The organism is Phenylobacterium sp. (assembly GCF_030645195.1).
Lineage (GTDB): Bacteria > Pseudomonadota > Alphaproteobacteria > Caulobacterales > Caulobacteraceae > Phenylobacterium.
Genome location: NZ_JAUSLW010000208.1, coordinates 18,906 through 39,596, shown reverse-complemented (window position 1 = coordinate 39,596; position 20,691 = coordinate 18,906). Strand labels below are relative to the sequence as shown.

Below are 20,691 nucleotides of genomic sequence, written 5' to 3'. Positions count from 1 at the left end.
CGGCCGTTGCTCCGGCCTGTGTTTCTGATTAGAAAGTCAGAAATCCTGACTGGGGAGTCAAGTCCATGCTGGAGGCCGTGGCCGCGCCGCCGACCCGCAAGGGACCGCAGACGGCCGGCCGCATCCGCGAGGCCGCCCTGGAGCTGTTCTCCCGCCTGGGCTTCGAGCGGGTGACGATGGGCGAGATCGCCGCGGCGGCCGGCGTCTCCCAGGCGACCCTGCACTACCACTTCGACGACAAGGCCTGTCTCTGGCGCGCCGCCATGCTGCAGCTGGGCGCGGTGATCGCCGAGGAGGAGCGGCTGCTGGAGGCGATGGCCGACGCCCCGCCCGAGGTCCAGCTGCGCATGGCCATGAAGCTGTTCCTGCGCATCAGCTGGAAACACCCGGCTCTCGGCCGGATCGTCGCGCTGGAGGGCATGGCCGGCGGCGAACGGCTGGCCTGGCTGGACGCCCATCTGACCGGCCCGCGCAACCGGCGGCTGGCGGAGATCGCCCAGGCCGCCATCGACAGCGGCGCCCTGAAGCCCTTTCCGGCCCCCATGCTGGTCATTACCCTGCAGGCGGCCAGCGCCGGGGTGATCAACCTGGCCCCCATGATGGGCGTCAGCTTCGGCATGGACCCCTCGGCCCCCGAGGCGCGCCAGGCCCACGAACAGATGATCCTGGACGCCATCCTTGGCGGCCTGCTCACCCACCCGACAACCCCATAGAAAACGACCGAGGAAACCCATGGGACAGCAACCGACCGGCATCCATCACCTGGCCTTCATGGCCGGGGACATCAAGAAACACATCGCCTTCTTTTCCGAGGTGATGGGCTGCCCGCTGGTGGCCCTGTTCGACATGCACGGCGTGCCGGGCGGATTGCACGCCTTCCTGCGGATGAACGACCACAGCTACTTCTCGATCGTCCAGCTGCCGGACGTGGACAAGATCCCGATCGAGCTCGGCAAGACCCATTCGGGCACCGGCGCCCTGCCCTGCGCGCCCGGGACCCTGCAGCACCTGGCCTTCCGCGCCGACAGCGACGCCGACCTGATCGCCATGCGCGACCGCATCCGCAGCCATGGGGTCAATGTCATCGGCCCGATCGACCACGGCATGTGCCGCTCGATCTATTTCGCCGGTCCCGACCACATGACCCTGGAGGTGGCCACCTCGAGCGAGGCCATCGATCCCGCCCGCTGGATCGATCCCACGACCCTGGAGAAGGCCGGCATCAGCGCCGAGGAAGCCGAGCGCTTCAAGGCGCCGGCCGCCTATTCCGGCCCGAGCCCGGCGCCCCAGCCCCCCTATGCCGCCGACAAGCCCCACATGGCCTATCCGGAGGCGCAGTACCGCGCGATGCTAGCCGTCCCCGACGAGGTGATCACCGCCTCGGCCTCCTATACCGAGCCGCCCGTGCCGGCCGGGTGAAGGCGGCTGAACCCGCCCTTAGGGATCGATGATCTCCAGGTCGCCATGTTCGGCCAGGACCGCCGCCGAGGTGAAGCCCAGCCTTCGCCAGAACGGGACCGGATCGAAGCCGAGTTCCGCGCTGAGCCACAGGCTGATGATCCGGCCGTGGGCGATCACAACCTTGGTCCCCTCCCCCGCCGCGGCGACCCGTTCCATGGCCGCGGCGAAACGCTCCCGGGCCGCCGCCCCCGTCTCCTCGCCCATGATCAGGTGATCGGGGTCGCGCAGGGCGCGCTCGATCAGGGCCTCGATCTCGGCGGCGGAGACGAAGGGATTGTGGTCGGCGCGGTGCTCGGCCAGGTCCTCGTCGGTCCGCACGGCCAGACCCAGGACCTCGCCCATGGCGGCGGCGGTGTCGTGGGCCTTGAGTTCGGGACTGGCGAACAGGAATTTCGGATCGAACCTGGCCAACTTGCCAGCCAACCGGGAGGCCGACGCCTGCCCCTCGTCCGATAGCGCCCATAGGGAGCGCGGCACGTCGGGCACGATGGCCGGCTTGCCGTGCTTGACCAGGATCAGGGCCGGCCGACGCGCTTGATTTCCCATTCCAGCTCGATCCCGGTCTTGGCCTTAACGTCGGCGCGCACCGCCTCGCCCAACCCTTCCAGATCGGCGGCGGTCGCCTCCCCGGTATTGATCAGGAAGTTTGCGTGCAAGGGCGAGAACATGGCGCCGCCGAAGGGTTTTCCGCGCCAGCCGGCCTCGTCCACCAGCTTCCAGGACGAGTGACCGGGGGGGTTCTTGAAGGTCGAGCCGCCGGTCTTCTCGCGGATCGGCTGGGTGGTCTCGCGCCGCGCGGTGATCTCGGCCATGCGGGCCTCGACAGCGGCGGGGTCGTCGGGGGTCCCCTCGAAGAGGGCGCCGGTGAAGATCAAGCCCCCCTCGGCGGCCTTGGCCGACTTGCGGTAGGAGAAGCCCATCTCGGCGTTGGAAAAGGTCTTCCGTTCCCCCGCCCGCGTCACCGCATAGGCCTCGACCAGGACATCCTTGGTCTCGGCGCCGTAGCAGCCGGCGTTCATCATGGTCGCGCCGCCGATGGAGCCGGGCACGCCGCGATAGAACTCCAGGCCCGCGATGCCGGCCTTGGCCGCCTCGCGGGCCACCAGGGCGTCCAGGGCCGCGGCGCCGGCATAGATGCGATTGTTCCCGCGCGGCTCAATCCTGCCGAAACTTCGGCCGGCCAGGCGGATCACCACGCCATCGACCCCGCCGTCGCGGACCAGGGTGTTGGAGCCGACCCCCAGGACCGTCACCGGCACGGAAGGGTCCAGCCCCTTCAGGAAGTCGGCGAGATCGTCCTCGTCCTGCGGCAGGAACAGCAGGTCGGCCGGCCCGCCCACCCGAAACCAGGTGAAGGGCGCCAGGGGCTCGTCGCTGAGCAGTTTGCCGCGCGCCTTGGGGAGGTTGTCGCGCCAGCTCACGTGGCGGCCAGGGCCTCAAGCTGGGCCGGCAGGGCGTAGGCCCAGCTGGTGATGTCGCCGGCGCCGAGGCAGACCACCAGGTCGCCGACCTTGGCCTCGTCGGCCACGACGCGGGCGAGCGCCGCCGGGCTCTCCAGGGCCACGGCGCGGCGATGGCCAAAACGGCGCAGGCCCTCCACCAGGCCGTCGCGGTCGGCGCCGGCGATGGGGCTCTCGCCGGCGGTGTAGACGTCGGAGACGATCACTACGTCGGCGTCGTTGAAGCAGCCGCAGAACTCGGAAAACAGGTCGTGCAGGCGCGAATAGCGGTGCGGCTGCACCACGGCGATCACCCGGCCGCCCGTGACCGCGCGGGCGGCTTTCAGCACCGCGGAGATTTCCACCGGGTGGTGGCCGTAGTCGTCGATGATGCGGATTCCGTTCGCGACGCCCACGGTGGTGAAGCGCCGCCCCACCCCGCCGAAGGTGGTCAGGCCCTTGCGGATGTCGGCCTCCGACACCCCCAGCTCGCGGGCGATGGCGATGGCGCCCAGCGCATTCATGACGTTGTGCTGGCCGGCCATCGGCAGGTGCAGGTCCTCCCAGCGCATGGGCTCGGCGTCGCGCGGCGCGATGACGGCGTCGAAGCGCGAGCCGTCGGGGCCCATGCTGATCTTCTCGGCCCGGACTTCGGCCTGGGGGTTGGTCCCGTAGGCGATCAGGCGGCGGTTGACGACCTTGGCGGCCATGGCCTGAACGTCGGGGTGGTCGGTGCAGACGGCGGCGAAGCCGTAGAAGGGCACGTTCTCCACGAAGTCCTGGAAAGCTTTCTTCACCGCGTCGAAGTCGCCGTAATAGTCCAGGTGCTCGGGATCGATATTGGTGACGATGGCGCAGGTGGACTTCAGCTTCAGGAAGGTGCCGTCGCTCTCGTCGGCCTCCACCACGATCCACTCGCCCTCGCCGACCTTGGCGTTGGTGCCATAGGCGTTGATGATGCCGCCATTGACCACGGTGGGGTCCATGCCGCCGGCGTCCAGCAGGGCGGCCACCAGGGAGGTGGTGGTGGTCTTGCCGTGCGTGCCGCCCACCGCCACCGAGAATTGAAGACGGGTCAGCTCGGCCAGCATCTCGCCGCGATGCACCAGGGGCAGGCGCCGGGCGCGGGCGGCGAGCATCTCGGGGTTGTCGGCCTTGATGGCGGTGGAATAGACGATGGCAGAGGCGCCCTCGATATTGGCCGCCCCCTGGCCGATGAAGACCTTGATCCCCAGCTTCTCCAGCCGCTCGGTGTTGGCGCTGGCCTTGGCGTCGGAGCCCTGCACGCTGTAGCCGATGCGCCGCATGATCTCGGCGATGCCGCTCATGCCGATCCCGCCGATGCCGATGAAGTGCACGGGGCCGACGGGGAACGGGACAGGGCGGCGATTCATGACAAGGAACCTAGTGTGCGTTTGTCCCGAGGGGGACCTCGATTATGCGTTCGGATCGATATGGCGGTGCGCCAAACGTCAACGATAGACCTCTCGTCGATGACCCACGTCGACGACGACGATGAGCAGTTCGGCGTCTTCGACCAGGTAGAGCACGCGATAGTCACCGACACGCAGCCGATAGTTGTCCTGGCCCTTCAGCTTCTTCACACCCGACGTGCTGAAGGGATCGGCCGCAAGCTGATCCAGGCGTTCGTAAATTCGCGCGCGGTCCCGCTTCTGGATGGCCCCCAGCGCCTTCACCGCGTCCCGCGTGATTGTCAGCCTGTACGTCATGCCCGCGCCCCGAACGTCTCTATCGGGTCGATCGTGCTGTCACGACGTATCGGAGCGGGAGACGGTTCGGGAGGCCCCTAGTCACCGAGTTCGCGCTTCGCCTCTTCCAGGGAGGTGACGTCCAGGCGGCCCGCGCGGAGATCCTGTCGAGCGCGCTCCAGGATTTCGCGGTCACGACGATCCTCCGCGCTTTCGCCCGGCACGTTGGCCGTTTCGGGCGGGCGGGCTGCAGATGACATGACGGTGCGACGGCTCATTGCAATTTCACATTACCACGTGGACGCATGGGTCATCAAATGGGCGTGGGAGAGTCAGGCTCTAGGACCTGGCTGCGGTCTTTTCGACCAGGTCGGCCAGGCGCTCGGCGGCGTCGGGCTTGGCGATGGAGCGGGCGCTGGCGGCCATGCGGGCCAGGCGGTCGGGATTGGTCAGCAGTTTCTCCAGGGCGTTGGCCATGGAGTCGACGGTGAGCTGGTGCTCGCGCGCCACCTGGGCCCCGCCGGCGTCGGCCATGACCTTGGCGTTCTGGCCCTGGTCGTCGTCCAGCGCGATGGCCAGCGGGATCAGGATGGCCGGCTTCCCGGCGATGGCGAACTCGCAGACCGTGCCGGCGCCGGAGCGGCCGATCACCAGGTGGGCGTCCTTCAGGCGGCCGGCCATGTCGCGGAAGAAGGGGGCGATCTCGGCCTCAACCATGGCGTCGGCATAGATCTTCCGCGCGTTCTCCATGCTCTCGGCGCGGGTCTGCTGCTGCACCTTCAGGCGCGCCCGCAGGGGTTCGGGCAACATGCGGATGGCCTCGGGCATCAGTTCCGAGAGCAGGCGAGCGCCCTGGCTGCCGCCGGTGATGAGGATGCGGATGGGCCCGTCGGCGGTGGGCGGGACGTAGGGCAGGTCGTAGAGGGCGCGAATCTCCGGGCGCACCGGATTGCCCACCACCACGGCGCTGTCGGCGACCTTGGGCGGGGCCTTCTGCAGCATGGGGAAGGCGCAGGCCACGGCCTTCACATGGCTCACCAGCCGGCGGTTGGCCCGACCCATGACCGCGTTCTGCTCGTGCATCACGGTGGGCAGGTTGAGCGTGATCCCGGCCAGCAGGCCGGGCACCGAGGGATAGCCGCCGAACCCCACCACCACGTCGGGCTTGATGCGCCGGAAGGCGGCGCGGGCCTGCATGACGCCGCGCAGGATCGAGAGGCCGGCCAGCGCCATGCCGACGGGATCACGGGGTTTGTAGGTGCGGGCCGACAGGCCGATGCGCTCCTCGGCCGGGAAGCTCTCGGCGAAGGCCGCCACCCGTTCGTCGCTGGCCAGCACGATGCGCCAACCACGGGCGATCAGGGCCTCGGAGAGGGCCTGGGCGGGGAAGAGGTGCCCACCGGTGCCTCCGGCGGCGACGACGGCGATCTTGCGCATGGGTGCGCTTTAGGCGAAGGCCGCGGACTTGGCGAGGCCCTCACCCTGGGAATAGGCCCCCGGGCGACGCCGGGTGAGGGCGAGCGCCAGGCCCAAGGTCAGGCAGATGGCCAGCATGGAGGAGCCCCCATAGGAGATGAACGGCAGGGTCATGCCCTTGGTGGGGATCATGTTGAGGTTCACCGCGATGTTGATGAAGGCCTGCTCCCCCACCAGGACGAAGAGGCCGGCCGCGGCCACCTGCTGGAACGGATCGCTCAGCTTCATGGCCTTGTAGAGGCCGCGGATCACGATGAAGGCGAACAGGGCGATGAGGATCAGGGAGAAGACCAGGCCGTACTCCTCGGCCGCCACCGAATAGATGAAGTCGGTGTGCAGGTCGGGAACGTGGCGCTTCATGACGCCCTCCCCCGGGCCGCGCCCGAAGAAGCCGCCGGCGGCGATGGCCTCGGCGGCGCGGTCCACCTGGTGGGTGTCGGCCCGGTCGGGGCTGATGAAACGGTCCACGCGGCTGGCCACGTGGGGGAAGAGGAAATAGGTCGAGGACAGGCCGGCGAGCGCCGTGCCGCCCAGCAGCATCACCCAGGAGAGCGGCACCCCGGCCATCCAGAAGGCCGCCCCGAAGGCCACGGTGATCAGCACCGTCTGGCCGACGTCCGGCTGGATCAGCAGCAGGCCCACCGACAGCAGGTAGAGCCCAAACGCGATGGTGACGCCGGGCACGCCCTGGCCCTTCTGCCCCTCGGCGAACATCCAGGACACCAGGATGATCAGGGCCGGCTTCATGAATTCCGACGGCTGCAGGGTGAAGCCGGCGAACTCCATCCAGCGGGTCGCGCCCTTGGCGTTGTGGCCGATGAAGGGCAGCACGGCCATGATCGCGATGGCGGCGATGTAGATGAAGAAGGCCGCCCGCCGCACGCCCTTGGTGTCCAGCATCGAGGTGGAGACCAGGATCACCGCGCCGACGGCGGCGAACAGGCACTGGCGCACGGCGAAGTGGAAGGGGTCGCCGACATTCATCCGCGCCGCGGCCGAGGGGCTGGCGGCGAAGGACAGCATCACCCCCAGGATGATCAGCACCCCCAGGGCGCCCAGCATCCAGCGGTCGATGGTCCACCACCACACCCCGACCGGGGTGCGGTCGCTGCGCGCGAAGGCGTGCGCCTGGGTGGGATTCATGCGCGCGCGCCCTTGGCCGCGGGCGCGGTCAGGCCCTGGACGGCGGCGCGGAACGCCTCGCCCCGGGCCTCGAAGTCGGCGAACTGGTCGAAGGAGGCGCAGGCCGGCGAGAGCAGGACCACGGCGTCCTGGCCCTTGGCGGCCGCGTCGGCATAGGCCTTGGCCACGGCGACCTCCATGGTCCCGCAGGCCACGGTCTGGGCCTTGCCCTTCAGTGTCTCCTCGAAGGCCTCGGTGGCCTCGCCGATCAGATAGGCCGTCTCGATCTTCGGGAAGAGATCGGCCAGGGCGTCGATGCCGCCGGTCTTCGGCTGGCCGCCGGCGATCCAGTAGAACCTGGGATAGCTCGACATGGCCTGGCGGGCGGCGTCGGTGTTGGTGGCCTTGCTGTCGTTGACGAAGCGGACCCGGCCGAGCTGGCCGACGGTCTCCATCCGGTGCGCCAGGCCCGGGAAGCTCATCAGGCCCTCGGCGGCGTCCTCGGCGGAGATCCCCAGGCCGCGGGCGGCGGAATAGGCCGCCGCCGCGTTCTGCCAGTTGTGGCGGCCCGGCAGGGAGCGGGCCCGCAGCAGGTCGGCGACCTCGACGGCGCGCTCGCCGGTGGCGTCGTAGAGCAGGCCCTGCAGGGCGTAGACGCCCCGGCCCATGGCCTTCGACGCCGAGATCGGCACGATGGTGCGGCGGTTGGCGGCGGTGATCTCGGTGCAGATCCGCTGGCCCCAGGGATCGTCCACCCCGATGACCGCGGTGTCACCCTTGCCCTGGTTGAGCAGGATGCGGCGCTTGGCGGCGACATAGCCCTCCATGCCGCCGTGGCGTTCCAGGTGGTCGGGGGAGACGTTGAGCAGGATGGCCACGTCGGGCTTCAGGCTGGAGGTCAGGTCGAGCTGGTAGGAGCTCATCTCCAGGACGTAGACCGCCCCGCCGTGCATGTCCTCCAGGCCCAGGACTCCGATGCCGATATTGCCGCCCACCCGGGTGTCGCGGCCGGCCGAGGCGCAGATGTGGCCGATCAGGGCGGTGGTGGTGGACTTGCCGTTGGTGCCGGTGATGGCGACGATCTTCGGGCGCTTGTGCTCGGGCGCGGCGTTCACGGTGCGGGCGAACAGCTCCATGTCGCCGACGATCTCGACCCCGCACTCCTGGGCCTTGGTGACGGTCCAGTGCGGCTCGGGATGGGTGAGCGGCACGCCGGGCGACAGCATCAGGGCGGCGAAGCCGCTCCAGTCGGCGGTCGACAGGTCCACCAGCGGCAGGCCCTCGGCCTGGGCTGCGGCGCGGCCCTCGGGCCGCTCGTCCCACAGCGCCACCTGGGCGCCGCCGGCCACCAGCGCGCGCGCGGCGGCCAGACCCGTGCGGGCCAGGCCGAAAACGGCGACCGTCCTGCCTTCGAAGCCGCGGACCGGGATCATGACCTGCTCACGCCCTCCCTACCGCAGCTTCAGGGTGGCGAGGCCCAGGATGGCCAGCACCACGGCGATGATCCAGAAGCGGATCACCACGGTGGATTCCGACCAGCCGAGCTTCTCGAAATGGTGGTGGATCGGGGCCATGCGGAACACCCGCTTGCCTGTCAGCTTGAAGGAGGCGACCTGGATCATCACCGACAGGGTCTCCAGCACGAAGAGACCACCGATGATCCCCAGCACGATCTCGTGCTTGGTGGCCACGGCCACGGTGCCGATGGCCCCGCCGAGCGCGAGGGAGCCGGTGTCGCCCATGAAGATCTTGGCCGGGGGCGCGTTATACCAGAGGAAGCCCAGGCCAGCCCCGATCATGGCCCCGCAGAACACGCCCACCTCCCCCACGCCGGGGACGAAATGAAGCTGCAGGTAGCGGGCGAAGACGTAGTTGCCCACCAGATAGGTGATCAGGCCGAAGGCGGCGGCGGCGATCATCACCGGCACGGTGGCCAGGCCGTCCAGGCCGTCGGTGAAGTTCACCGCATTGGCCGCGCCGACGATGATGAAGGCCCCGAAGGCCAGGTAGAACCAGCCCATGTCCAGCAGCAGGCCCTTGAACACCGGGAAGGCGACGGAGGTCGCCAGGTCCGGCGCCTCGGGCGGACGGCCGCCATAGATGACGATGAGGGCCACGGCGGCCAGCGCGATCACCGCCTCCAGCACCAGCCGCACCTTGCCCGACACCCCCTCGGTGGTCTGCTTGGTGACCTTGGCGTAGTCGTCGGTGAAGCCCAGGATCCCGTAGCCCACGGTCACCAGCAGCACCGCCCAGACATAGACGTTGGACAGGTCGCTCCACAGCAGGGTGCCCACCAGCAGGCCAGCCAGGATCATCACCCCGCCCATGGTCGGCGTGCCGGCCTTCTCCACCACGTGACGGGCGATGCCGTCGGCGCGGATCGGCTGGCCCTTGCCCTGCTTGGCCTGCATCCAGCGGATGAAGCGCGAGCCCATCAGGGCCACCACGATCTGGGCCGTGAACAGCGCCATGCCGGTGCGGAAGGTCAGGTATTTCAGCAGGTTGAGGATCGGCACATGGCCGCCCGCCGACATCTGCTCATACAGCCAATAGAGCATCAGCCCGCCTCCCCGGAACGCGCGTCGAGGGCGACCAGCGCGGCTGTCACCGCGCCCGCCTTCGAACCGTTCGACCCCTTCACCATCACCAGGTCTCCGGGCTCTGCGGCCCGGGCGACCTGCGGCGCAAGCTCGGCCGCGGACTTGGCGTAGCCGCCCCGCCGAGTCGACGGAAGGGCGTCCCACAGGGATTTCATCAGGGGACCAGCGCAGAACACCAGGTCGATGGCCGCTTTTTCGAGTGGCTCGGCCAGGCCGGCATGGAAGGCGGGACCGCCCTCCCCCAGCTCCAGCATATCGGTCAGCGCGACGATCCGCCGCCCCGAGGTCTTGCGGGCGCCCAGGGTCGCGAAGGCCGCGGTCATGGAGATCGGGTTGGCGTTGTAGCTCTCGTCGATCAGGGTGAAGGCCCCGCCGGCCAGGCGGATGGTCTTCTCGGCCCCCCGGCCCTCGAGGGGCTCGAAGGACCCCAGGGCCGCCAGGCTGTCGCCGAGGGACACGTCGAGCGCCTCCAGCATCAGCAGCACGGCCATGCTGTTGGGGCCCCAGTGGAAGCCGGTCTGCAGGATCGGGAAGTCGAGCGCCTTGCCATGCAGCCGGGCCTGGACCACCGCGTGGCCGGCCTGGGGCTGGAAGTCGATCAGGCGGGCGTCGCAGGCCTCGCCGGCGCCGAAGCTCAGCACCTTGCCGCCGGCGGCGCGGGCCGCGTCGCTCAGCAGGTCGAACCATTTGTTGTCGGCGTTGAGGATCGCCACGCCGCCCGGCTCCAGGCCGTCGAAGATCTCGGCCTTGGCGCAGGCCACCCCGATCTCGCCGTCCGGGAAGTTCTCCACATGGACCGGGCCCACGGTGGTGATGGCCACAGCGTGGGGCCGCACGAAGCGGGTGAGCGGCGTGATCTCACCGGTGTGGTTCATGCCGATCTCAAACACGGCGCGCTCGGTGTCCCGGGGCATGCGGGCCAGAGTCAGGGGCACGCCGATGTGGTTGTTGTAGCTCTTCACCGACGAATGGGCCTTGCCCGCCAGCATCAGACCGGCGCGGACCGCCTGGGTGACGCTGGTCTTGCCCACCGAGCCGGTGACGGCCCCGCGGCGGGTTTGGACTGCGCGAATCCGGGCCGCTTCCCCCAGCAATTCCAAGGCCTTGAAGGTGTCTTCCACCAGGACGTGGGGACCCTCGACCGTCTGGCTCACCAGGGCGCCGGCCGCGCCCTTGGCGAGCGCCGGGGCCACGAACTCATGGCCGTCTCGGACGCCGGCCAGGGCCACGAACAGATCGCCGGTCTCGATGGAGCGGGTGTCGATGGAGACGCCGTCCACGGCGAAGTCGCCGACCACCTTGCCGCCGGTCGCCCGGGCGATCTCGTCTGCGGTCCAGAGGCTCATGGCTTGCCTCGCAGGGCCTGGTCGGTCTCGATCACGTCGTCGAAGTGGTGGACGACGCCGGCGATGGTTTGGGTCTGCTCGTGGCCCTTGCCGGCCACCACCAGGACGTCGCCGGCCGCCAGCAGGGCGACGCCGGCGCGGATGGCGGCGCGGCGGTCGCCGATGTTCCGCATGCCGGTCGTTCCGGCCATGACCTCGGCGCGGATGGCGGCGGGGTCCTCGCCGCGGGGATTGTCGTCGGTGACGATGGCGACGTCGGCGAAGTTCGCGGCGATGGCGCCCATCAGGGGACGCTTGGTGCGGTCGCGGTCGCCGCCGGCCCCGAACACCACGATCAGCTTGCCCTCGACGTGCGGCCGCAGGGCCTTCAGCACCGTCTCCAGGCCGTCGGGGGTATGGGCGTAGTCGACATAGGCGACGCCGCCCTTCGCGCCCGTCCCGATCAGTTGCAGCCGGCCCGGCGCGCCCTCCAGGGTCTCCAGGGCTTTCATGACGCCGGCCACGGGTTCGCCAGCGGCGATGCAGAGGCCCGCGGCCACCAGGGCGTTGGAGGCTTGATAACCGCCCACCAGGGGCAGGTTCACCTCATAGGTCCGGCCCTGGGCCAGGATGGTCAGCCGCTGGCCTTCGGGAGACGGCGTGCGAGAAACGAGCGTCAGCCCCTGCCCCGCCTCCCCCACCGACATCACGCTCTGGCCGTGGGTCACGGCGGTGGCGGCGAAGGCGTCATAGGCGTCGGAGTCCGCGTTCAGCACGGCGGTCCCGCCACGCGGCAGCAGGGTCGTGAACAGGCGCAGCTTGGCGTCGCGATAGGCCTCCATCGTGACGTGATAGTCGAGGTGGTCCTGGGTCAGGTTCAGGAAGCCGGCGGCGGCGATCCGCGCCCCGTCCAGGCGACGCTGATCCACCCCGTGGGACGAGGCCTCCAGGGCCAGATGGGTCACCCCCAGCTCCACCAGCCGGCTCATCAGCTCGGCGACGTCGGCGGCGTCCGGCGTGGTCAGGCCCGGCGGCGTGAGCTGGGCCTCGAAGCCGTCCGGCCCGGTGGCGTAGACCCCGAGCGTGCCCATGCTGGCGGCGCGATGGCCCCCGGCGTTGAAGATCTGGCGGCAGAAGGCGGCCACCGAGGTCTTGCCGTTGGTGCCGGTCACCGCCACCACCGTGGCCGGCTGGACCTTCCAGAAGGCGGCGGCGGCGAGCGCATAGGCCCGGCGCGGGTCGGAGGTCACGACGAAGGGGACGTCGACGCCGGGCGCCTCTGCCGTCGCGATCACGGCGGCGGCGCCGGCGGCGACGGCGCTCGGCACGAAGGCCAGGCCATCGGCCTTGCTCCCCGGCAGGGCGGCGAACAGGAAGCCGGGCTTCACCTTGCGGCTGTCGGCGGTGACGCCCTCGATCATCGGATCGACGGCCAGGTCGCGGGCCACCAGGTCTGAAAGCCGCACGCCCATCAGTGTTCGCTCTCGATGGGAACGACGGCCTCGGCGGGCGCCGCGGTCACCAGGTCGGGCCGACGGGCCACGCCCAGGAAGGGCGCCACGCGGTCGATCACCCGGCCGGCCGGCGGCGCGGCGGTCCAGCCGCCGGTGGCGAAACCGAAGGTCTCGGGCGTGCCCTTGGGCTCGTCCATCAGGATCAGCACGAAATAGCGGTCGGCCTCCAGCGGCCCGTCGGCAGGGAAGACCGCGGCGAAGGACGAGATCAGCAGGTTGTTGGAGTAGCGGCCGCCGACGATCTTGTTGGCCGAGCCGGTCTTGCCGCCGACCCGCAGGCCCGGCGCATTGGCCTTGCCGCCGGTGCCCCGCACGACATTGACCCGCATCAGGTCCAGCATGGCCCGCGAGGTCGCCTCGGAGACCGCGCGGGTTCCCTCGGGCCGGGTCCCCGGCTTCATCGGCCGGATGGTGAGCGGCACATAGGTCCCGCCGTTCAGGATCGCGCCCATGCCGGCGGCGACCGCCAGGGGCGAGACCGAGATGGCGTGGCCGAAGGAGGTGGAGGCGACGTCGTTCTCGTTCCAATGGCGGGGCACGATCGGTCTGGCGCTCTCCGACAGCTCCACCGGGGCGGCGCGGGTCAGGCCGAAGGCCTTGAAATACTTCTGCACCGTGGCAGAGCCGGCCTGCAGGGCGAGCTTGGTGGTGCCGATGTTCGACGAGTGGATGAAGATGTCGGCCACCGACATGATCTTGTTCTCGGCGTGGTAGTCGTGGATCACCTGATTGCCGATCTTCACCGGCTGGCGGGCGTCGAAGGTCGAGGCGAGCGTCGCGGTCCCGGAGTCCAGCCCCATGGCCACGGTGAAGACCTTGAAGGTCGAGCCCATCTCATAGACCGAGGCCGCGGCGTGGTTGATCAGCTGCTCGGGCGTCGCCTTGCCGGCCAGGTTGGGGTCGAAGGTCGGATAGGAGGCGATGCCCAGGACCTCGCCGGTGTGGACATTGGTGATGATCCCCACCGCGCCCTTGGCCTGGTGCGCGGCGGCGGCCTTGTAGAGTTCGTCCTCCAGGGCGGCCTGCACCCGCAGGTCGATGGAGAGCGGCGTGGCCACATGGTTGGGGGCGCCGCCGCGAATGGCGTCGTTCAGGGCCAGTTCCGCCCCCGACAGCCCCTCGCCGCCGGTGTCGGCGAAACCGATCAGGTGAGCCGCCGTGACGCCCAAGGGATAGAGCCGGCGCTGTTCGGGCTCGAAGGTGACGCCGGGCAGGCCCAGCTCGTGGATGCGGCCGCGCACCTCCGGCGTCAGGCCGCCCGCCAGGAAGCTGCGGCGCTCGCCGCGCAGGGCGCGCTCCAGCCGCGCCGGGGACAGGCCCGGCAGGGCGGCGTGCAGGGCGCGGCGGGTCTCGGCGGTGTCCCAGATCTCGCGCGGATCGACATAGAGCCCGTAGTGCAGCAGGTCGGCGGCCAGCATGGCGCCGTTGCGGTCGGTGAGGTCGGCGCGGGCGGCGCCCACCGGACCGGCCAGCCCATTGCCGCGGCCGGCGTCGGAGAACAGGGCCATGCGGGTGGCGCCGATCCCCAGGGTCACGAAGCCGGCGGCGAACATGGCGGCCACGAAGAAGATGCGGATGCGGGTGTCGTCTTCGGCCTTGCCGGCCGCCTTGGCGCGCTCGAAGGCGTGCTCCAAGCCCCAGAGCCGCGCCTTCAGCCAGCCCCAGCCGGGCGCCTGGAAGTTGGGATGGGCCAGGCTCAAGACGCGGGCTCCTTGCGCGCGATCTCGGCCAGGGCGTCGGGCGTGACCTCGCGCTTGGCGGAGATGGGCGCCAGGCCCAGATAGCCGGTGGAGAGCTGCTCGATGCGGGTTGGCTGCTCCAGATGGCTGACCTCGGCCTTCAACAGGCGGATGCGGGCGTGCTCGGCGGCGATCTGGCGCTCCACCAAGGCGATCTCGGAGCGCTCGCGGCCGGCGATGGTCTTGGCCAGATAGACCGACATCACCAGGGCCATCAGCAGGGCCAGGGCCACGACGTCCACGAGGCGGAAGCCTCGGACCCGGCGATCCAGCAGGCTCATGCGGCCTCCTTCCAGACCGGCGCGGCGGTGCGGACCGCGGCGCGGAGCTTGGCCGAACGGGCGCGGGGATTGGCCGCGATCTCGGCCTCGGACGGGGGGTGAGCCCCCTTGAAGATCAGCTCGAAACTGGGGGCGGCGCCGGCCTGGGCCGGCGGCAGGTGACGCGAGCCGGCCGGGGTCTGGCCGGCGCGGGGGGTGAAGAAGGACTTCACGATGCGGTCCTCCAGCGAATGGAAGGTCACCACCGCCAGGCGGCCGCCCGGCTTCAGGACGCGCTCGGCCGAGACTAGGCCCGCCTCCAGCTCGGAGAGCTCGTCGTTCACAGCGATGCGCAGGCCCTGGAAGGTGCGGGTGGCGGGATGGACCTTGGCGCCGCGGCGTCCGCCGAGGACCCGCTCGACGAAGTCGGCGAACTCCAGGGTGCGCTCGAAGGGCTGCTCCTCGCGGCGCCGCGCGATGGCGCCGGCGATGCGGCGGGCCTTCTTCTCCTCGCCATAGACCCAGAAGATCCGCGACAGCTCGGCGGGTTCGGCGGTGTTGATCAGGTCGGCGGCGGTGGGACCCTCGGCCCCCATGCGCATGTCCAGCGGCCCGTCGCGCATGAAGGAGAAGCCGCGGTCGGCCTCGTCGAGCTGCATGGAGGAGACGCCCAGGTCCAGGGCGACGCCGTCGACGGAGCCCTCGCCCAGCCGCTCGTCCATCTCGGAGAAGCAGGCCTCGATCAGCTGGAAACGCTCCCCCAGGCCCTCGGCGAACCGGCGGGCGGTGGGGTCGCGGTCGAAGGCGATGACCTCCGCCCCCGTGGCCAGCAGGGCCCGCGAATAGCCCCCGGCCCCGAAGGTGCCGTCGACGATCCGCTGGCCGGGACCCGGTTTGAGGGCCTCGATCACCTCCGCCATCAAGACGGGGACATGGGGGGCGCTCATGAACCGACCCCGGCGCGGGCGGCGCGCTGGGCGCCGCGCAGCTGGGCCAGGCCCTCGCGGGCGATCTCGCGCTGGGCGGCGCGGTGGGCCTGGAACGCCTCGCGCTCCCAGATCTGGAACCGGTCGCCGAGCCCCACGACCACGACCCAGTCGCTGAGGCCGAACATGTCGCAGAGCCCCTCGGGCAGGGTCACGCGGCCGGCGGTGTCGAAGCTCATCTTGGCCAGGCCGCCGAGGATCGAGGTCTCCAGGGCCGAACGCAGGGGGTCGCCGAAATCCATCTCGTCGATCACGCCTAGGTAACGGTCCAGCAGGGCTTTGCCGCCACCCTCGATGCAGTCGGCCTCGATGGAAGGAAAGCAGATGATTCCGTCGAAGGGGCCAGAGGCGAGAGCGCGGAACTCCTGCGGCACAACGATGCGCCGCTTCGCGTCCAGCTGTTTCTCGAACGTCGAGACGAACATCCCGCCGCCCCCCAGTTTCTCGCCCCCGATCGGGCCGCCCTCACGCCGCCTTGAGGACCCAAACCGACGCGGCCCCAGCACCCAGCGAACAAGAACTGGGTTAACACGGGCTCAACTGGGCGACAATGCCTCTGAATGACTATTTAGCGCGGATTCAAAGATGTCGCAGACAACTATGGTTAACGCCGGTAAACACTCCACAGAACATACAGAGAACTCGTTAAATATAGCGGCGGAACGTCGCATAGGTTGTGGATAGCTAGAGTCGCGCGCGACGGCTGAGTTCGCGCCCTTGCTCTGCGTATCTCGGCCTGTGGGAAATGATGGACCAGACGGCCTGTAAGCCGGGTTCTGTGCCGCCCGCCGAGGCGGGCATTGGCGATCATTCCTCTGGACCGCCCATCGCTGGACGGTTCTCGCGACCTACCCGGGTGTCTCGGGTCTACGACAACCCTACCGGCGAACCGGCGCGACACCCCTATTCGGTCTTGCTCCTGGCGGGGCTTGCCATGCCGTCCCCATTGCTGGGTCCGCGGTGCGCTCTTACCGCACCCTTTCACCCTTCCCGGCGCCGAAGCTCCGGAGGTCTGCTCTCTGTGGCGCTATCCCTAGGGTCACCCCCGGTGGGCGTTACCCACCGCCATGTCGTCGTGGAGCCCGGACTTTCCTCGCCTGCCGAAGCAGGCGCGACCGCCCAGCCATCTGGTCCGCGCGTTAGATGGGCGCAGACGCCTCGCGGGTCAATCGGCCAGCCGACCGTAGATCAGCTGGTCCCAGTAGCGGCCCTTCCAGTGGGCGTGGTCGCGCAGGGTCCCCTCCAGGGAAAAGCCGTGCCGTTCCAGCAGGGCGCAGGACCGCGCGTTGCCGAGCGTCACCATGGCCTCGATGCGCCGCAGCGACAGGTCGTGGAAGCCGAAGGCCAGGACGTGAGGCAGGATCTGGCTCATCACCCCGCGCCCCCAGTCGGCGCGTCGCAGGTCGTAGGCCACCTCGCCGCGCCGCGCCCGGTCGAACACGAGGTTGTTGAAGCCCACCGTGCCGATCAGGGCCGGATCGCCGGCCCGCCGGATGGTCCAGCGCACCCCGCCATCGCCGTCCGCCAGCTCGGTCCCCCAGTCGATGATCTCGTGAGCCTGCGCCAGGGTGGTGAGCGGGGCGATGTCCATGTACTCGGCCACCAAAGGGTCACCGAACAACTCAAGCAGCCCCGCCGCATCGTCGCGTTGCAGGGGCGCGAGCCGGTAGTCGCCGACGACAAGGGCGCAGGTGGCGAGCCCGAGGCTCACAGATCCCGCATCCGCCGGCCGATGGGATGGTCGGCCAGGGCGGCCATGACCCCGGCCCGGTCGGCGGCCGCCTTGTTCTGGGAGAGCTTGTTGGTCCCCTCCAGGCGGCTCACCGCCATCCGCGCGCCGACGATGCCCCCCAGCAAGCCGTCGAACTTGCCCGGGCTCATCTTGTGGCGCGTCCAGGGCGCCTTGGGCAGGAGGCGGGCCTCCTCCATCGCCGAGAGGTCGTCCAGCAGGGCGATGGTCCCGGCCGTGTCCAGGGCCGCGACCAGCCCCTCCGCCTCGACGGCGACGTAGTTCCAGGTGGGGACGGAGTCCTTGTCCTCGTACCAGTCGGGGCTGACATAGGCCTCGCAGGCCAGGCTGACCGCCACGGCGGGAAAGCCCTGGGCCACAGCCGCCACCAGGGCGTTTCCCCGCGACAGGTGGAAGTCGATCGCCAGGCCGGCGGCGGTCGGCCGCGCGATCACCGGGGCGTGGGCCACCAGGATCCGCCCGTCCACGCCGGCGGCGATGGTGCAGAAGGGAAACGCCGCCAGATGGGCCAGCAACCCGTCCTCTTCGCTCAGCTTGAACAGGGCCGAGGGGTGCATCAGGCGCCGATCCGCAGCAGGGCGATCAGCCGGGCCCGGGTCTCTCCGTCGGCGATGCCGTCCACCACCTCGGGCCGCCAGTGCCGCTGGAAGGCGGTGACGACGGCGGTGGTGTGCGCGTCGAACTTGCCCGAGGGCGCGCAGTCATAGCCCAGCCGCGTGAACCCGGCCTGCAGGGCGAAGACCGCGGCCCCCTCCTCCCCCTCGCCCAAGGGCAGGCCCGGAGCGGCGGCGGGTTCGGCCCACAGGCCATGGCCGGCCTGCGCCAACCGCTTCCAGGGGAACAGCTCGCCCGGGTCCTGCTTGCGGTCGGGGGCGACGTCGGAATGGCCGACGATGGCGCCGTCCTCGATGGTCCAGCGGGTGCGGATCTCGCTCACCAGGTCGATCACCGCGGCGATCTGCGCGTCGGGGAAGGGCCGGTAGCCGAACTCGTGGCCCGGATTGACGATCTCGACGCCCACCGAGCGGCCGTTGATGTCGCGCTCGCCCTTCCAGGAGGAGACGCCGGCGTGCCAGGCCCGCCGCTCCTCGGCCACCAGGGTGAAGACCCGGCCGTCCTCCTCCACCACATAGTGGGCCGAGACCTTGGCCTGAGGATCGCGCAGGCGCGCGATCGCCCCCTCCCCGGTCTGCATGCCGGTATAGTGCAGGACGATCATGTCCGGCGGGGTCTTGCGAACGTCGAAATTGGGCGAAGGCGCCGGGATCGGAGTCATGGGCCGAAGGTTATTGCGAGCGGTTGCGCAAGGCCACCAGCAAAGCCACCGCCTGGCTAGGCCGCAGGGCGATCACCAGCACCCCGGCCAGGGCGATGGCCGTGCCGAAGGCCATCCGCAGGTCGAAGACGTCGTGGGTGAAGATCACCCCCATGCCGATGGTGGCCAGCGGGGTCATCAGGGTCAGGGGCGAGATCAGGTTGGCCTCATACTTCTGGATCAGGCTGTAATAGAGGGTGTGGGCCAGGACCGAGACCACCAGGCCGGAGAACAGGGCCGAGGCCACGAAGGGCCAGCCGGCGGCGATCCCCGCCTGGACCTGCCCCGGCTCCAGGGCCGCGCTCAGCGCCACCATGGGCACGAGGGACGACAATCCCACCCAGGCCTGCAGGCGCAGGGGCTTCACCCCCTCCATCTGCTTCATCATCACCGCCCCCAGGCCGCCGAGGAAGGAGGCGGCCACGATAAACAGCAGGCCGCCGGAGATCTTGAAGCCGTGCGGGTCCCACATCACCGCCAGCACGCCGGTGAGCGTCAGGACCATGCCTGCGATCCGCCGCCCGGTCAGCCGTTCGCCAAGGATCAGGAAGGACAGCAGGGTGGTGATCGGCACGCCCACCTGGCTGACGATGGCCACGGCCGAGGGGCTGGCGGTCTTCAGGCCGATGAACACCAGGGCGAAGGTGCCCGCCCCCATCAGCACGCCGACCACCAGCATCCGCCAGCGCGGACGCGGCATGGGCAGCAGCCAGGGGAAGACGGCGATCAGCACCACGGCGAAACGCACCGCGGCGTAGAACATCGGCGGCACGCCCAGATGGGCGACCACGAACTTCGACACGATATTGTTGGCCGCCCAGACGACGCAGACGAAGGCCAGCAGGGCGAAATCCCGGAGCGACATGATCCGGGCTTAGAGCGTGTTTGCGACAGCCTGCAAACCGTTGTCGGCCCCAGGGACGGAAAGACGCACGACCTGCCTACCTGCGTCGGGTGAACTTGAGCGCAGTGAGGGTGTCGGAGAAGCCGACGACCTTGGAGTCCGTCAGGCCGTGGGCCTTGGCGACGGCCATCACCTCCACGTCCTTGAGCGCAGCCGCCTTGCCCTTGCGCGAGACGATCCAGAGGGCGCCCTTGTCGGCCAGGGCCGGGATCAGGTCGGGGATGCGGTCCAGCTCGGCGGCGCTGTCGGCGGCGTAGAAGAGGATGTCGAGATCGGCCAGGTCGCTGACGGGCGCGGCGTCCCGCTGCGCCAGTTCATCGGCCAGGGCGTCGTCGGCGACGTTCAGCACGGCCACCCGCAGGCCGGGCTTCACCCCCAGCTTGTCCAGCCGTCCCTTGGGATTGAGGATCGCCTGGGCCCAGCTCGCCGCGGCCTTTTCGCCCAGGGTGAAGCGCGAGCCGTCGGACAGGACCAGGTCGCCGGCCTCGGCGCGGACGCCCTTGAGCTCATCGCCCTGGAACACCCGGCGCTCGGCGCCCCGGAACAACAGCCTGGGCGGCTCGTACTGCAGCCGCCCGGCGTCCGCGCCGTGCGCGAACCGCGCCTGAACCTGAGCGTCCTTGCCCATGAAATCCTCCCGCCTCGCGACCCATGTGAGCCGACGACACGGGAGGAAGCAAGCTAGCCCTTGGCCTTGGCGTCGCGAGCCTTGGGTTCGGGCGGCGGCTTGCCATGGTTGCGCCGCGCGGGCGCGGACAGGTTGCCCAGGAAGGCGAAGGACAACAGGGCGTGGTCCATCTTCGTCACAGTCATTTGGCGTCTCCTTGACCAGCTGGTCGAGCCAGAAAGAGACGCGAAGCGGCTTCCAGGGGCTTGCACCCTCCTAGTCGTCAGCGCGTCGGAGACAGAGGATGCGCCAGCGCCCGAAACTTGCAAGAAAAACATCCGCCTACGGACTAAATCAGCCTACGGAATATCCGCCTAATGGTCTGATTTTAAAAGGCTTCAACTTTCGACCAAGCGACATATCGCGACGAGGTGTCGCGTTCGAGACACACCGTCGAAGGCCCCATTTTGACGCGAATTCG

23 protein-coding genes and 1 other RNA gene are annotated in these 20,691 nt (G+C 69.8%); 2 read left to right on the top strand and 22 right to left on the bottom strand.

What is annotated here, in order from left to right:
• Window positions 1-65 precede the first annotated feature (65 nt).
• Both Q7T09_RS19240 and Q7T09_RS19235 read left to right on the top strand, forming a co-directional pair.
• Entirely contained in the window at window positions 66-713 is a 648-nt protein-coding gene (locus Q7T09_RS19240; protein WP_304701817.1) for a TetR/AcrR family transcriptional regulator, read from the top strand.
• A gap of 19 nt (window positions 714-732) precedes the next feature.
• Window positions 733-1,419 carry a VOC family protein gene (locus Q7T09_RS19235; RefSeq protein WP_304701816.1) on the top strand — a complete coding sequence of 229 codons (687 nt, stop codon included), beginning with the start codon at window positions 733-735 and terminating at the stop codon, window positions 1,417-1,419.
• 18 nt (window positions 1,420-1,437) lie between these two features.
• On the opposite strand, the gene Q7T09_RS19230 is transcribed toward Q7T09_RS19235, so the two are convergent.
• From Q7T09_RS19230 to Q7T09_RS19125, 22 genes are all read right to left on the bottom strand, one after another.
• The gene (locus Q7T09_RS19230; RefSeq protein WP_304701815.1) at window positions 1,438-2,007 is read right to left on the bottom strand and encodes a histidine phosphatase family protein; all 570 of its coding nucleotides are present in this window, start codon (window positions 2,005-2,007) and stop codon (window positions 1,438-1,440) included.
• Window positions 1,977-2,882: a UDP-N-acetylmuramate dehydrogenase gene (murB, locus tag Q7T09_RS19225; protein WP_304701814.1), complete on the bottom strand. Its 906-nt coding sequence runs from the start codon at window positions 2,880-2,882 to the stop codon at window positions 1,977-1,979. The genes Q7T09_RS19230 and murB overlap by 31 nt, the downstream gene beginning before the upstream one ends.
• A complete protein-coding gene (gene murC, locus Q7T09_RS19220) occupies window positions 2,879-4,294 on the bottom strand; it encodes a UDP-N-acetylmuramate--L-alanine ligase (protein WP_304701813.1) in 1,416 nt (471 codons plus the stop codon). Before murC ends, murB begins: the two co-directional genes overlap by 4 nt.
• Window positions 4,295-4,372: 78 nt before the next feature.
• The gene (locus tag Q7T09_RS19215) at window positions 4,373-4,630 is read right to left on the bottom strand and encodes a type II toxin-antitoxin system RelE/ParE family toxin (protein ID WP_304701812.1); all 258 of its coding nucleotides are present in this window, start codon (window positions 4,628-4,630) and stop codon (window positions 4,373-4,375) included.
• Between the two features lie 77 nt (window positions 4,631-4,707).
• Complete coding sequence (locus tag Q7T09_RS19210) at window positions 4,708-4,887, bottom strand: hypothetical protein (protein WP_304701811.1); 180 nt, start codon at window positions 4,885-4,887, stop codon at window positions 4,708-4,710.
• Between the two features lie 61 nt (window positions 4,888-4,948).
• Window positions 4,949-6,046, bottom strand: coding sequence for an undecaprenyldiphospho-muramoylpentapeptide beta-N-acetylglucosaminyltransferase (gene murG, locus Q7T09_RS19205; RefSeq protein ID WP_304701810.1), 1,098 nt, complete (start codon window positions 6,044-6,046; stop codon window positions 4,949-4,951).
• 9 nt (window positions 6,047-6,055) lie between these two features.
• Complete coding sequence (ftsW, locus tag Q7T09_RS19200; protein WP_304701809.1) at window positions 6,056-7,228, bottom strand: putative lipid II flippase FtsW; 1,173 nt, start codon at window positions 7,226-7,228, stop codon at window positions 6,056-6,058.
• Window positions 7,225-8,640, bottom strand: a complete 1,416-nt coding sequence (murD, locus tag Q7T09_RS19195; protein WP_304701808.1) for a UDP-N-acetylmuramoyl-L-alanine--D-glutamate ligase — start codon at window positions 8,638-8,640, stop codon at window positions 7,225-7,227. The genes ftsW and murD overlap by 4 nt, the downstream gene beginning before the upstream one ends.
• Before the next feature lie 18 nt (window positions 8,641-8,658).
• A complete protein-coding gene (mraY, locus tag Q7T09_RS19190; protein WP_304701807.1) occupies window positions 8,659-9,768 on the bottom strand; it encodes a phospho-N-acetylmuramoyl-pentapeptide-transferase in 1,110 nt (369 codons plus the stop codon).
• On the bottom strand, window positions 9,768-11,156 hold the full coding sequence (gene murF / locus Q7T09_RS19185; protein WP_304701806.1) for a UDP-N-acetylmuramoyl-tripeptide--D-alanyl-D-alanine ligase: 1,389 nt from the start codon (window positions 11,154-11,156) through the stop codon (window positions 9,768-9,770). Before murF ends, mraY begins: the two co-directional genes overlap by 1 nt.
• Complete coding sequence (locus tag Q7T09_RS19180; RefSeq protein ID WP_304701805.1) at window positions 11,153-12,607, bottom strand: UDP-N-acetylmuramoyl-L-alanyl-D-glutamate--2,6-diaminopimelate ligase; 1,455 nt, start codon at window positions 12,605-12,607, stop codon at window positions 11,153-11,155. The genes murF and Q7T09_RS19180 overlap by 4 nt, the downstream gene beginning before the upstream one ends.
• Window positions 12,607-14,349, bottom strand: coding sequence for a penicillin-binding protein 2 (locus Q7T09_RS19175; RefSeq protein WP_304701804.1), 1,743 nt, complete (start codon window positions 14,347-14,349; stop codon window positions 12,607-12,609). Before Q7T09_RS19175 ends, Q7T09_RS19180 begins: the two co-directional genes overlap by 1 nt.
• Window positions 14,346-14,669, bottom strand: coding sequence for a cell division protein (locus tag Q7T09_RS19170; RefSeq protein ID WP_304701803.1), 324 nt, complete (start codon window positions 14,667-14,669; stop codon window positions 14,346-14,348). The genes Q7T09_RS19175 and Q7T09_RS19170 overlap by 4 nt, the downstream gene beginning before the upstream one ends.
• Complete coding sequence (gene rsmH / locus Q7T09_RS19165) at window positions 14,666-15,595, bottom strand: 16S rRNA (cytosine(1402)-N(4))-methyltransferase RsmH (protein ID WP_304701802.1); 930 nt, start codon at window positions 15,593-15,595, stop codon at window positions 14,666-14,668. The genes Q7T09_RS19170 and rsmH overlap by 4 nt, the downstream gene beginning before the upstream one ends.
• The gene (locus tag Q7T09_RS19160; RefSeq protein WP_304701801.1) at window positions 15,592-16,059 is read right to left on the bottom strand and encodes a division/cell wall cluster transcriptional repressor MraZ; all 468 of its coding nucleotides are present in this window, start codon (window positions 16,057-16,059) and stop codon (window positions 15,592-15,594) included. Before Q7T09_RS19160 ends, rsmH begins: the two co-directional genes overlap by 4 nt.
• Before the next feature lie 324 nt (window positions 16,060-16,383).
• Window positions 16,384-16,765: RNase P RNA component class A (gene rnpB, locus Q7T09_RS19155), an RNA gene on the bottom strand.
• A gap of 34 nt (window positions 16,766-16,799) precedes the next feature.
• Complete coding sequence (locus Q7T09_RS19150; RefSeq protein ID WP_304701800.1) at window positions 16,800-17,345, bottom strand: GNAT family N-acetyltransferase; 546 nt, start codon at window positions 17,343-17,345, stop codon at window positions 16,800-16,802.
• The gene (locus tag Q7T09_RS19145) at window positions 17,342-17,941 is read right to left on the bottom strand and encodes an FMN-binding negative transcriptional regulator (protein WP_304701799.1); all 600 of its coding nucleotides are present in this window, start codon (window positions 17,939-17,941) and stop codon (window positions 17,342-17,344) included. Before Q7T09_RS19145 ends, Q7T09_RS19150 begins: the two co-directional genes overlap by 4 nt.
• Entirely contained in the window at window positions 17,941-18,660 is a 720-nt protein-coding gene (locus Q7T09_RS19140) for an N-acetylmuramoyl-L-alanine amidase (RefSeq protein ID WP_304701798.1), read from the bottom strand. The genes Q7T09_RS19145 and Q7T09_RS19140 overlap by 1 nt, the downstream gene beginning before the upstream one ends.
• A 10-nt stretch (window positions 18,661-18,670) precedes the next feature.
• Complete coding sequence (locus tag Q7T09_RS19135) at window positions 18,671-19,564, bottom strand: DMT family transporter (RefSeq protein ID WP_304701797.1); 894 nt, start codon at window positions 19,562-19,564, stop codon at window positions 18,671-18,673.
• Window positions 19,565-19,640: 76 nt separating this feature from the next.
• The gene (locus Q7T09_RS19130; protein WP_304701796.1) at window positions 19,641-20,231 is read right to left on the bottom strand and encodes a DUF3052 family protein; all 591 of its coding nucleotides are present in this window, start codon (window positions 20,229-20,231) and stop codon (window positions 19,641-19,643) included.
• Between the two features lie 53 nt (window positions 20,232-20,284).
• Complete coding sequence (locus Q7T09_RS19125; RefSeq protein ID WP_304701795.1) at window positions 20,285-20,416, bottom strand: hypothetical protein; 132 nt, start codon at window positions 20,414-20,416, stop codon at window positions 20,285-20,287.
• Between the last annotated feature and the right edge of the window lie 275 nt (window positions 20,417-20,691).